11 protein-coding genes are annotated in these 12,350 nt (G+C 71.8%); 7 read left to right on the forward strand and 4 right to left on the reverse strand.

The genetic code is table 11. From position 1 onward, the window contains the following. The coding region (locus OJ997_RS10215; protein WP_270024985.1) for a sensor histidine kinase at positions 1 to 1,345 on the forward strand (1,345 nt) is incomplete at its 5' end. Here the strand turns inward: OJ997_RS10215 and OJ997_RS10220 are convergent. Next, positions 1,342 to 1,620 (reverse strand): hypothetical protein, encoded by a 279-nt coding sequence (locus tag OJ997_RS10220; RefSeq protein WP_270024986.1) that lies wholly within the window; start codon positions 1,618 to 1,620, stop codon positions 1,342 to 1,344. The genes OJ997_RS10215 and OJ997_RS10220 overlap by 4 nt on opposite strands. A gap of 62 nt (positions 1,621 to 1,682) precedes the next feature. Here OJ997_RS10220 and OJ997_RS10225 point away from each other — a divergent pair, with 62 nt between their 5' ends. The 5 genes from OJ997_RS10225 to OJ997_RS10245 all read left to right on the forward strand — a co-directional run bounded on the left by OJ997_RS10225 (position 1,683) and on the right by OJ997_RS10245 (position 6,022). Beyond that, a complete protein-coding gene (locus OJ997_RS10225; protein ID WP_270024987.1) occupies positions 1,683 to 2,849 on the forward strand; it encodes a LolA family protein in 1,167 nt (388 codons plus the stop codon). Further along, positions 2,846 to 3,784, forward strand: coding sequence for an ABC transporter ATP-binding protein (locus OJ997_RS10230; protein WP_270024988.1), 939 nt, complete (start codon positions 2,846 to 2,848; stop codon positions 3,782 to 3,784). Before OJ997_RS10225 ends, OJ997_RS10230 begins: the two co-directional genes overlap by 4 nt. After that, on the forward strand, positions 3,781 to 4,608 hold the full coding sequence (locus OJ997_RS10235; RefSeq protein ID WP_270024989.1) for an ABC transporter permease: 828 nt from the start codon (positions 3,781 to 3,783) through the stop codon (positions 4,606 to 4,608). The genes OJ997_RS10230 and OJ997_RS10235 overlap by 4 nt, the downstream gene beginning before the upstream one ends. A 65-nt stretch (positions 4,609 to 4,673) precedes the next feature. Beyond that, the gene (locus OJ997_RS10240; protein ID WP_270024990.1) at positions 4,674 to 5,324 is read left to right on the forward strand and encodes a hypothetical protein; all 651 of its coding nucleotides are present in this window, start codon (positions 4,674 to 4,676) and stop codon (positions 5,322 to 5,324) included. 47 nt (positions 5,325 to 5,371) lie between these two features. Next, the gene (locus OJ997_RS10245) at positions 5,372 to 6,022 is read left to right on the forward strand and encodes a Bax inhibitor-1/YccA family protein (RefSeq protein WP_270024991.1); all 651 of its coding nucleotides are present in this window, start codon (positions 5,372 to 5,374) and stop codon (positions 6,020 to 6,022) included. Here the strand turns inward: OJ997_RS10245 and OJ997_RS10250 are convergent. Both OJ997_RS10250 and OJ997_RS10255 read right to left on the reverse strand, forming a co-directional pair. Further along, positions 6,012 to 8,180, reverse strand: a complete 2,169-nt coding sequence (locus OJ997_RS10250; RefSeq protein ID WP_270024992.1) for an NHL repeat-containing protein — start codon at positions 8,178 to 8,180, stop codon at positions 6,012 to 6,014. The two genes, OJ997_RS10245 and OJ997_RS10250, sit on opposite strands and share 11 nt — an antisense overlap. 47 nt (positions 8,181 to 8,227) lie before the next feature. Beyond that, positions 8,228 to 9,784: an LCP family protein gene (locus OJ997_RS10255; RefSeq protein ID WP_270024993.1), complete on the reverse strand. Its 1,557-nt coding sequence runs from the start codon at positions 9,782 to 9,784 to the stop codon at positions 8,228 to 8,230. 98 nt (positions 9,785 to 9,882) lie between these two features. Between OJ997_RS10255 and OJ997_RS10260 the strand changes: the two genes are divergently transcribed. Then, positions 9,883 to 11,226 (forward strand): peptidoglycan-binding domain-containing protein, encoded by a 1,344-nt coding sequence (locus tag OJ997_RS10260; protein WP_270024994.1) that lies wholly within the window; start codon positions 9,883 to 9,885, stop codon positions 11,224 to 11,226. A gap of 9 nt (positions 11,227 to 11,235) precedes the next feature. Here the strand turns inward: OJ997_RS10260 and OJ997_RS10265 are convergent, their stop codons facing one another. After that, positions 11,236 to 12,348 (reverse strand): FAD-dependent oxidoreductase, encoded by a 1,113-nt coding sequence (locus OJ997_RS10265; RefSeq protein ID WP_270024995.1) that lies wholly within the window; start codon positions 12,346 to 12,348, stop codon positions 11,236 to 11,238. Positions 12,349 to 12,350 lie beyond the last annotated feature (2 nt).

Raw genomic sequence — 12,350 nt, forward strand, 5'->3', positions numbered from 1 at the left:
CCGCGGGCGGCCACGCCGCGAGTCGCGGCGGCGCGCCGCGCCGCCGCGTCGGGGCGCGCTCCTCCCCTGGGCGGTGTCCGTGACCCTTCGCGCCCGCGTCGCCGCGGCCGCGGCGGCCGCGATCGCCCTTGCCGTCCTGCTGCTCGTCGTGGCGGTCCCGAAGCTCCTCTCGGACGACCTGCGCGGCGAGCTCGACGGGAGCCTGCGGCGCCAGGCGGCGGAGGTCGCCCGCCTGAACGCGACCGTCCCCGGGCAGCTCACCGAGGCCGGCGCGATCGAGGGCAGCGGACTGCTCGTGCAGGTCGTCGATCGCAGCGGCCGGATCGTGGCGAGGTCCTCCGCGCTCGGTGGGCGCGTGCTTCCCATCGATCAGGCCGTTCTTCGCGATCGCCAGCCGCGGCTCGCCGACGGGCGGCTCGGCACCGACCCGGTCCGGGTCTACACCGCCCCGTTGGGTGAGCTCGGAGCGGGCGAGGCGTCCGGTGGCGCGGTCGTGGTCGCGTCCGATCTCGCCACCGTGGACAGCACGGTCGACCGGGCGCGCGTGCTGATCGCGATCTGCGCGCTCGTCGCCGCGCTGCTCGCCGCCGCCTTCGCGACCTGGATCACCCGCCGTGCCCTGCTGCCACTGACCCGCCTGTCGGCCGGCGCCCGCGCGATCGGCCGTTCGGGCGACGCGTCCCAGCGGCTCCCGGAGCCACCGATCGCGGACGAGATCGGCGAGCTGGCGCACACGCTCAACGCCATGCTCGCTTCGCTCGAACGTGCGCAGGAGGCCGAGCACCGCTTCGTCGGCGACGCCTCGCACGAGCTGCGCACGCCGCTCACCGCGCTGCGCGGCAACGCCGCCTACCTCGCTAAGCATGGCCCCGACGAGGCGGTCGTCCAGGACATCGCCGACGGCGCCGAGCGCCTGACCGTCCTCCTCGACGACCTGCTCGCGCTGGCCCGCGAGGACGCCGCCGCGCCGCTCCAGGCCGAGCGCGTGCGCCTCGCGGACCTGGCGCCGGACGCGATCATCGAACAGGACGCCTGGGTCGAGGGCGAGCGCGACGCGCTCCAGCGCGCCGTCGACAACCTCGTCCGCAACGCCCACAAGCACGGCGCCGGGGCGGTCACGGTGACCGTCGGCGGCGACGGCACGCACGCGTTCGTGGCCGTCGAGGACGAGGGCGACGGTCCGTCCGATCCCGACCGCGTCTTTGAGCGCTTCCACCGTGGCCCGCAGGCCCAGGGCGAAGGCTCGGGCCTCGGCCTGGCGATCGTCAAGGCGATCGCGGAGCGCCACGGCGGCCGCGTCACCGTCGACGGCGCCCGATTCACGCTCGTGCTGGACGAGCGCTAGATCAGCGGCACGCCGAAGACGCGGCGGATGCCGTCCTCCTCGGAGACCTCGTCGTCGTCCAGCTCGTCGTAGTCGTCCGGGTGGACGAGGATCTCGACCGCGCGCTCGGTCATCTGCGCGTCGAGGTCCAGCGCCTCGGCGCGTTCGGGCGACAGGGAGACCGCGGCCACCGCGCCGGGCAGGGCGCTCTCGGTCACGCGGACGGACGCCACCGGCCGCTCGGCACGGCGCGCTTCATCGAGTTCGCGCCGGATGGCGTCGGCAACCTGGGTCATCGGGTGACATCCTGGTTCGTTGTCAAAGAACTCTCAAGGTCCGCCCGTAGAACTGGCCCACGATGAGACGACTCCGCACCGCATCCACCCGCCGCCTGCTGACGATCGTCGCTGTCCTCGTCGCCGCCGTCACCGGCGCCGGGATCGCCCAGGCCGCGCTCACCACGGGTGAGAAGCCCGCTCCCAAGCCGCTGGACCGCGCGCTCTTCGACGCCGCCAACGCCAAGCCCGTCGAGGGCGTGACCGCGCGCATCAAGTTCTCCAACAACCTGCTCCCGTCCGGGTCGCTGCCGCAGGGCACCGCCTCCCCGGTGCTCACGGGCGCGACCGGCCGTCTGTGGCTGTCCGACGACGGCAAGCTGCGGCTCGAGCTGCAGTCGGAGAACGGCGACGCGCAGATCGTCGCCGACGGCAAGCGCTACCTGATCTACGACGCGGCCACGAAGACCGCGATCACGGGCAAGCTGCACACCGCTGACAAGACGCCGCAGACCCAGAAGCAGCCAGGCCTGTCGGGCATCCAGGCCGCGCTCGACCAGCTCGGCCAGGCGTGGACGTTCTCCGGCGCGCAGCCGTCGAACACCGCCGGGCAGCCGAGCTACACCGTGCGGATCGCCCCCAAGGACGACGGCGGCCTCCTTGGCGCTGCCGAGCTGGCCTGGGACGCGGCCCGCGGGGTCCCGCTGCGCGCCGCGATCTACGCGCAGGGCGACGCGAACCCCGTGCTCGAGCTCGAGGCGACCGACGTCAGCTACGGCGAGATCCCGGCCGCCAAGGTCTCCACCACGCCGCCCGCCGGCGCGCGCGTGACGGAGATCGACCCGGCGCTGCGGATGGACGCGCAGGGCAAGCCGACCGCCGTCGAGGGCGTCGAGGCCGTGCAGCGGGAGCTGGACTTCCCGCTCGCCGCGCCCGCCGAGCTGGCCGGCCTGCCGCGCCGGGCCGTGCGGTTGATCAAGTCGGGCGACCAGACCGGCGCGATCAGCACCTACGGCCAGGGCCTGGGCCAGATCCTGGTGTTCCAGTCCAAGGCCCAGCCGGGCAAGAACTCGGCGCTGGCGCCCGGTGGGCTCACGCTCCCGCAGGTCAACATCGACGGCGCGACGGGCTCCGAGCTCGCGACCGCCCTCGGCACGCTGCTGACCTTCACGCGCGAAGGCGTGCAGTACATCGTGCTCGGCTCGGTGCCGCCGATCGCGGCCGAGAACGCCGCACGGGACCTGAAGTGACCGCAGCGATCGAGGCTCGCGGCCTCGTCAAGCGCTACGGCGAGCTGACGGCAGTCGACCACGTCGACCTGACCGTCCGCTCCGGCGACGTCTACGGCTACCTCGGGCCGAACGGCGCCGGGAAGACGACGTCGCTGCGGATGCTGCTCGGCCTGATCCGGCCGGATGAGGGCAGCGCGAAGCTGTTCGGCCATGACCCGCTCGTCGAGGGCGCCCGCGCCCTCGACGGCGTGGCCGGGTTCGTGGAGGCGCCGCGCTTCTACCCGTACCTGTCCGCGCGCAAGAACCTCGAGCTCGTCGCCGCCCTCGACGGCGGCGACGCGAAGGACCGCATCGAGGACGCGCTCGAGACGGTCGACCTGACCGGCCGCCAGCACGACAAGGTCCGCGGCTATTCGCACGGCATGAAGCAGCGCCTCGGGATCGCCGGGGCGCTGCTGCGCGACCCGAGGCTGCTGCTGCTCGACGAGCCGACCACCGGCCTCGACCCCGCGGGCATGCGCGACATGCGCGCGCTCGTGCACCGCCTCGCCGAGGACGGCCTGACGGTCCTGCTCTCCAGCCACCTGATGAGCGAGGTCGAGGACCTGTGCGACCGGGTCGCGATCGTCACCCGCGGGCGCGTCGTCTACGAGGGCGCGCTGGACGAGCTAATCGCCACGACCGCCGGCCGCTACGACGTCCGCACCACCGACGACGCCGAGGCGGCGCTGATCGCCCGCCGCGCGCGCGGCATCCGCGGCGTGACCGTCTCCCGCGCCGGCCTCTCGCTCGAGGGCGACGAGACCGCCGTCGCGCACCTGACGCTGGACCTCGCCCAGGCCGGCATCGGCCTGCGCGCGCTCGTCCCCCGCACCGCCACGCTCGAGGAGCTGTTCTTCCGCATGACCGAAGGCTCGGCGGACGCCGAGGCCCCCGCGCTGGTGCCTGCATGAGTGCCGCGGCGGTCCACACGCGCACGATCTACACGTGGGAGGTCCGCAAGCTCGCGGCCCAGAAGCGCACCTACATCGGGCTGGCCTGCGCGCTGCTCGTCCCGCTGATCTTCATCGTCTCGCTGCTCGCCGACGATGGGAGCCCAGAAGGCGTCCCGTTCGCCGACACCGTGCGCGAGACCGGCCTCACGATCCCGCTCGTCGGCCTGTTCTTCGGCGCGTTCTGGTTCTTCCCGCTCGTCACCGCGCTCGTCGCGGGCGACATCGTCGCGGCCGAGGACGGCCACGGCACGCTGAAGACGATCCTCACCCGCTCCGCCGACCGCTGGCAGATCTTCGTCGCCAAAGTCCTCGCGGCGCTCACGTACTCGTTCGGCGCCCTCGTGCTGTTCGTGCTCGTCAGCACGGTGCTCGGCGGGATCTTCTGGGGCTTCGACCCGCTCGTCTCGCTGTCCGGCACCGAGATCTCGATGGGCCGCTCGCTGCTGCTCGTCGGCGGAGCGACGCTCGCCTACGCCCTCCCCATCTTCGCCGTCACCTCGATCGCGATCCTGCTGTCCACTACGACCAAGAACAGCGCCGCGGCCGTCGTCACGACCCTGATGCTGTCGCTGATCATGCAGCTGCTCGGGATCGTCTCGGCGCTGGACTTCCTCCGCCCCTACCTCCTCCCCCAGCAGTTCAACGCCTGGCAAGGCCTGCTGCGCGAGCCGATCGACTGGGGCCCGATCGTCCGCGCCGCCTGGGTTTCCGCCCTCTACGGCATCCCGTGCCTGGCCTGGGCGTTCGCGCACTTCCTCCGCCGCGACGTGACGGGTGGGTGAGCCGCAGCGGTAAGCGTCCGCCCCGCTATACACGAAGCCCTGAGCGCTGTGCTCAGAATAGCGCCATGAAACTTCCTGCGTTGAACTGGCTCGCGCGGCTCATCTGCTCCCTCCGGTTGACGCGCCTCGCGAGCTTTGGCCTCGTAGGCGCGATCCTCATCGCTGGACTCGGGCACGCCGGCGTCGACGAGGGCTGGGGCGTTCGCAGTCCGTGGGTCGGGATCGCGATCACGGTCACCGGCCTGTCGGCTGCAGCTGCGGCCGGTTCGCGAAACCGCGGGACTGTTGACCGCGACCGGCGCGACGAGGCGTTCGCGACCCTTGTTCTGGTGGTTCTCGCCTTGGCGGCGGTGTGCGTGAGCCGAGAGCAACTTCCGCCTCGTCCCATCATCTTCCTGGTCCTTGGCGTGCTCGCCGTGGCGGGCGCGATCATCGGGTGCAACCAGCGCACACCGGCCGCGTGCAAGCGCGAGGAGAACTCGACCCTGAGCCACTGGGCGGCGTCGTGGGAAGTCGTCAAACGCCCGCTGGTGTGGCGCGGGCTCACGCTGCTCGGCGTGATGCTCGCGGCGTCCGCCCAGATCTTCGAGAGCAGTGACCGCGACAGCGCGCGGCAAGCGATTGCGAACGTGTGCGAAGGACTCGACACGCGCCCGAGTGGCGGATGCGACGCGCTCGCGCTCCGTGCGCTCCCGAAGGCACCGGGTGAACAATGATCGGTGAGCGGCTCTGAAACCGCTGATCGCGGGTATATCCTCGCCCCATGAGTTTCATCGAGGCCTCATCTACCGGCGTCCGCGAGCGCAGCGTCGCCACGATCATGGGTCAGGTCCTGACCCTCGTCGCCGCCGCGATCGGCCTGTTCGCGTTCGCGACCTACCTCGGCCGTGACCTGACGTTCGAGACGGCGCGGATCTTCTCCATCGTCGGCCTGGTCATGCTCGTCGCGACCTGGTTCGTCTCCGCCCTGCGCGTCGGCTCGCTGGGCATCTTCTGGCTGATGGCGATCGCGTCCGCGATCGGCTTCGGGTTCGCTCCCGTGCTGGCCTTCTACGCGGAGGCCAACCCGAGCTCGGTGACGAGCGCCGCCGCCATCACCACGCTCACCGTGCTCGGCATGGCCGCCGCGGGCTTCGTCACGAGCAAGGACCTCGTCGGCTGGATGAAGCCGCTGTCGTTCATCGTGCTCGGCGCGGTCGTCGTCTCCCTCGGCGCGCTGATCTTCGGCGGCCTGGGCACGCTGTCGCCGTTCATCTCGATCGTGATCCTGCTCGCCTCGGCGCTGCTGATCCTGGTCGACTTCAACTACGTGCGCAAGCACGCCACCGAGGACGACGTCGTGTGGCTCGCGACGGGCATCTTCGTCTCGATCATCAACATCTTCATGAGCCTGTTGAACCTGTTCAACCGGTGACGTTGATCCGCCGCGTGACGACCCTCGGCGAGGTGTCGGTGGTCGTGGCGGTGACCTGAACGTCCGCGGTCAGCGCGCGCTTGCCCTTGAGCGCGCGCGCCAGCGACCGCACGCCGGCCTGGCTCAGCCGCGGCCGCACCGTCACCGTGTTGCCCGCCGGCAGCGTCTGCGGCGTGAAGGCGAGCTTGACGGCCGGCTTCTTCTTGCCCCGAGGTGTGAGCGTGACCACCGCGGTGATGCGGCAGCGCACGTCGCAACGCACCCGCAGCGGGAACTGGCGGACGCCGAGGATGCCGCTCGTGCGCGTCGGCTCGAGGAAGACCTCCGGCGGGACCGGGTCCGGCTGGGTCGCGAGGATCGGGTTCGGCGGCGGCGTGATCGCCGGCAGCGAGGCGCACGCGCCCGTCGGCGGGACCTGGAACTGCTGCAGGCGGTTGTTGTCGGCCTCGGCCACGGTCACGGTCCCGTTGCAGGAGACGGAGATGCCGGTCGGCTCGATGAACTGGCCCGGGCCGGTGCCGCGCGTGCCGAACGCGGCCAGCGCCACGCCGTCGGGCGAGTAGGAGACCACGCGGTCGTTGCCGCGGTCGGCCACCCACACGTTGCCCGCGCCGTCGAGCGTGACTTCCGCCGGGGACTTGAGCTCGCCGACGCCGATCTCGGCCAGGTCGCCGCCCGAACCCGTCATCACGGAGATGCGATTCGTGCCGGCGTCGCTGGCGTAGACGCGGCTGCCGTCAGCGGATACGGCGACACCCCGGAGGGCGCGGAAGCGGCCGATCGAGCCGATGTGCGTGCCGCTCGTCCGGAAGCGCACGATCCGCCCGTTGCCGGTGTCGGCGACGTAGACGACGCCCTGCGGGGAGACGGCGACCGCGCTCGGCGCGAGCAGCTGCCCGGCCTTGGTGCCGCGTGAGCCGATCGTGCGGATGATCTTGCCCCCGCGGTCGAAGACGAGCACGCGCGAGCGCTGCTGATCGAGCACGTACAGCATTCCGCTCGCGTCAAAAGCGACGGACACCGGATCCGGGAGCAGCGTCGGCCCGGGTGCCGGCGCGCCGAACGCGGCGACGACGCCGCCGTCCGGGCGCAGCAGCTGGACGCGGCCGTTGACCGAGTCGGCGACGGCCCGCACACCGCTCGCGTCGGCCGCGACCCCGAGCGGGCGGATGAACTGCCCGGTCACGCGGCCGCTCGAGCCGAGCCAGCCCTTCGGCGCGCCACCCACGTCGAAGACGTCGATCCGGTTGCCGCCCGGGTCGGCCACGTACGTGTTGCCGGTGTTGTCGACGCTCAGCCCGCGCGGGTACTGCAGCTGCCCGAGCTTGGAGCCGTAGGAGCCCCAGCGGCCGCGGTAGGTGTAGTTCGGCGCGGGGCCGTAGCGGACGACGCGGTGGTTGATGTTGTCGGCCACGAAGACGCGCCCGAGCGGGTCGATCGCGACGTCGTACGGGAAGCTCAGCTGCTCGGGCTTGGGGCCGGGCCCGGAGCCGAACGTCGTGAGCTGGTTGCCGTTGTAGTCGAAGACCACCATCCGGTGGCCGTTGTCGTCGGCCACGATCAGCCGTCCGCCGCGCGCGGCCAGCCCCTGCGGGCGCTTGACCGTGCCCTTCGGGACGATCACGCTCGGGTTGCTGCCGTCCAGCGCCATCCGCTGGATCCGGTCGTTGCGCGTGTCGGCGACGAAGAGGTAGCCGTCCGCGATCGCGAGCCCGCCGCCCGCGCCGGAGTCGTTGCCACCGCCGGCCCCGAACCGGAACGAGATCGGCGAGTCCGGGCCGCCCCACTCCCCCAGGAGCGTCCCGTCGGCGGCGAAGCGCACGATCCGGTCGTTGCCGTCCGCGATGTAGACCGAGCTGTCCGGGCCGACGACGACCGCGCCGACCGAGCTCAGCTGGTCCGGGCCGCCCAGCTCACGCGCGAACTTGCCGTCCGGGCCGAAGACCTGGATGGCGTGCGAGTACTGGTCGGCGACGTACACCGAGCCGTCGGGGCCGACGGCGGACGCCTGCGGGAAGCGCAGGACGCCACCCGTGCGGTTGCCGACGACCGAGGACGCGGAGTACGGGCAGGGATCGGCGCCCGGGCAGGGCGCGGCGGTGGCGGTCGCGGGCACGACCATGAGCGCAGCGAGAATCACGACGACGAGTCGAAGCATCAAGGGCTCCCAACCCGAGGAAGGCGTGGAAGTCGCGCTTGCCGCGCTTATTGCTTCAAACGGCGCAGCGAAGCCGCGATCTCGATCATGCGCGTGTTCGAGACCTTGCGCCCGATCGTGTTCGCGATCCAGTACGCGGCACGCGGCGTGCGCCAGGCCACCATGCGGATCTTCGAGCCGTCGTAGTAGACCATCAGCTCGCGCCCGCTCGCCGTCTTGCGGATGCGATCCGGGTTCTCGAGGATCGGCGGGTTGCGCCAGGTCATGCCCTGGACGCCCCAGTACTCGCCGGACTCGCCGATCGAGGCGACCATCCGGTAGGCGCGGTGCAGCTTGCCCTCCTCGTCGCGCAGCGAGTAGATCCGCGGCGTCTCATTGACGTACTGCGAGCGGTTCGTGATCTTGCCGGGGAAGTAGAACGGCAGCTTCTTCAGACGCGGCGCGGCGACCACGGCGAGGTCCTCGCCGAGGCGCTTGGCGTCGACGAGCCCACTGGTCGTCGCGACCTTGCCCTTCTTCTTGGGCGCCTTCGACGGCTGGTCGTCGCGCTCGGGGTTCTTCGCGCCGCCCTCGCCCGTCATGAAGGACTCGTACGCCTTCGTGATGTTGTCGTTGGACAGGTACAGGCGCGTGTCGGCCGTCGGGTCCTCGGACTCCATGACGCCGGTCAGCGCGACCTGGTTGACGACGGTGTCGTTCATCGCGAGGTTGACCGCGGTCTTGATCAAGCCCGCGAGGTTCTTACGGCCGAGGAACTTCTTGTCGAACCGGAAGTACTCCTGGAGGATCGCGAACAGGTCGTTGGCCTCGCCGATGCTCTTCATCTCGCGCACGCTCTTCTGCGCGGTCGCCATGCGGAGGAAGTCCTGCTGGCGGGCGTTGCGGAACAGATCGGAGTCCGTGTGGCGGTAGCGCACGTAGTCGAGCGCGTCCGAGCCGACGAGCCGCTGGTAGCCGGCCTCGATGTCGATCGAGGCGAAGCCCGTGCCCTCGGGGTTGTAGTACTTGCGGTCGACGTCGACGTAGACGCCGCCGACGTGGTTGACAGCGCGCTGGAAGCCGTCGAAGTTGACGTCGATGACGCCGTTGATGTTGAACTTCTTGGCCGTCGCCGTCTCGAAGAAGGCCTTGACCGTCTTCGTCGTGAGCCCGGCGCCGCCCTCGTCGTAGGCCTGGTTGATCTTCGTGTTGTCGGCGTATCCGGGGATCGTCACCGCGAGATCGCGCGGGAGCGACAGCACCGCGACGCGATGGCGCTTCGGGTCGAGGCGGATCAGCACGATCGTGTCCGAGTGCGGAGTCTCGCGCTGGCCCAGCTGGGCGTCCTTGGACAGCTTCGAGCGGCGGTCGGAGCCGAGCACGAGGATCGTGCGCGGACCGCCGGGCTCGGGCGGCACGATGATCTCCGCGAGCTCGGGATCCTTCTCGTCGATCGGCGGCTGGACCGGTCCGATGGGCTTCGGCGGCGCGATCATCAGGTAGCCCGCGATCGCCACCCCCGCGCCGGTCGACAGGAACACGAGGAACACGCCGATGAAGGCCTTCGCCAACACGGCCGAGCCCACGCGCGGCGGGCGCTCCTCGTTCCTATAACGCCGGCGCATGAGTCGGAAAGCGTAACCATCGCACCGGAACTTCCGACCGCCACTGCGGTTTGGTGCCGGTGATGAGAGGACGTTGCGTGCTGTCCCTTACGGCCTGCATGGCCGGACTCCTGGTTCCTGCGAGCGCTGATGCAGCGCGCAAACGGCCCCCTGAGCTGACGCGGATCCGGTGCGTCCCGGCCGCGTCGGCGACCTGCAAGGCGGGCATCAAGGTCACCGTGGGCCGTCAGCTGCAGCTCAGCGGCAAGCGGGTCACGAAGGGCATGCGGGTCTCGTTCCGCTGGACGGGCGGCGCGCTGGCCACCAAGCTGGACCGCTCGCGCGTCGGCTACGTCGCCCGGGTTCCCGCCGGCACGCGCGCCGGCGCCGTGAACGTGACCGTGTCCGACCGTGCGGGCCGGCGCTCGAACGCGATCAAGATCACCGTCACCGCGCCGCCGCGGGTCGCCCCCACGCCCGCCCCGCAGCCCGGCGCGCTGCCCGAGATCTTCCGTGGCAACGGGATGTGGATCTGGGAGCTCAACCGCTCCGATGGCGGTGACCTCAACGCGATCGTCGCGCGCGCCCGCGCCGCCGGCATCTCCACCGTCTTCGTCAAGAGCTCCGACGGCGCCGGCAGCCGCTGGGCGCAGTTCTCGCCCGAGCTCGTGACCGCGCTCAAGGCCCAGGGTCTGCGCGTGTGCGCGTGGCAGTTCGTGTACGGCAACGACCCGGCCGGCGAGGCCGCGCTCGGCGCCGACGCGGTCGCCGCCGGCGCCGACTGCCTGGTCGTGGACGCCGAGAGCGCGTACGAGAACAAGTACTCGCAGGCCACGCAGTACATGGGCGCGCTCCGTGCCGCGGTCGGCCCGACGTACCCGATCGGCTTCACGAGCTTCCCGTACGTCGATTACCACAGCCGGATCCCGTACTCGGTGTTCCTCGCCCCGGGCGCGGCCAACGCGAACCTCCCGCAGATCTACTGGAAGGACATCGGCGGGACGGTCGACGCGGTCTCCGGCCGCACGCTCGCCCACAACCGCATCTACGGCACGCCGATCGCGCCGATCGGGCAGACCTACGGCAGCGTCCCGCCTGAGGACATCGGCCGCTTCCGCGCGCTGTGGGCGGCGTACGGCAGCGCCGGCCTGTCCTGGTGGTCGTGGCAGGCGACGACCGAGCCGGGCTGGGCGGCGCTCGCGCAGCCGGTCGGCGGCCTCGCACTCCCGCCCTCGGACCCGGGCTGGCCCGCGTTGGCCAAGGGCAACAAGGGCGACCAGGTGCTGTGGCTCCAGCGCCACCTGCAGTCCGCGTACCCGAGCGTGTCCCCCACGAGCACGTTCGACGCCGCCACCGACGCCGCCCTGCGTGAGCTCCAGACTGCCCGCTCGCTCCCGGTCACGGGCACCACGGACGCGCTGACGTGGCAAGCCGTGCTCGCGCTTCCCCTCGCTCCGGCGTAGGACTTTATGTCAATCTCGAATTGATCGGAACGGGCCTCGAGCCCGCCCCGACAGCACGGCCAGCGCGCGGCCACGCACCCACGGCAGCCGCGCGACCGGGCCCATCAGCGCGTCGCGCGGCCACGCCATCACGTCCCAGTCGCTCTGGAAGACCGCGTTCAGCCCGCGGGCGCTGAACGCGTAGAAGCGCGCCTGCGCCCGCCGGGCGGCCTCGAACGCCTCCAGCGACGACGCGTCGGCCAGCGCCGCCGCGTCCATCAGCGCGAGGTTCGCGCCCTGCCCCAGCTGTGGGCTGAGCGCGTGCGCGGCGTCCCCGAGCAGCACGAGCCGACCCGAGTGCCAGCGCGGCAGCGACACCTGGCGGTACGAGGCGGGCAGCAGCGTGTCCATCGACTCGATCCGCAGCCGCGCGGCGGGCGGCGCCAGCGCACAGAGCTCACGCCGGAACGCGTCGATCCCCGCGGCCCGCACGGCCGGGATCCGGTCCAGCCGGACCGACCAGAACAGCGACACCGCGCCGCTGCCCGTCGGCAGGAAGCCCGCCATTCGCGACGCGCCGTCGAAGTACTGGTCGAGCACGCCGCCGAAGGCGCCGTCCGGGTCGTCGAACACGCCCCACAGCGCGCCCCAGCGGTGCTCGTGGATGCGCGCCTTCACGTCCAGGAACCGGCGCAGCGTCGAGCGCGCGCCGTCCGCGCCGACGACGAGGTCGTACGGGCCGTAGGACGCGCCGCCCGCGTCGGTCAGCACGCCGTCGCGGTAGTCGACGATCTCCGCGCCCGGCCGCAGCACCGCGCCGGCCTCCACCGCCGCGTCGCGCAGCGCCGCGAAGAGCGCCCCGCGGTGCACGCCGAGCCCGTGCTCCCCCGCGTAGCCGAGATCCATGAACCGCTTGCCGCCCACGGTCGTGCCGACCACCCGCGCGATCGGCGAGGCGCCCGCCTCCACCCGCTCGAGCACGCCCAACCGACGCAGCACGGCCATTCCCGTCGGCTGGAGCAGCAGGCCCGCGCCGACCGGCCCGGGGTTCGGCGCGCGCTCGAGGACATCGACCTTCGCGCCTGCGCGAGCGAAGAAGGCAGCGGCTGCGAGCCCGGCGGTCCCCGCCCCGACCACGCCCACCC

This window comes from Solirubrobacter phytolaccae (assembly GCF_027587195.1).
Lineage (GTDB): Bacteria > Actinomycetota > Thermoleophilia > Solirubrobacterales > Solirubrobacteraceae > Solirubrobacter > Solirubrobacter phytolaccae.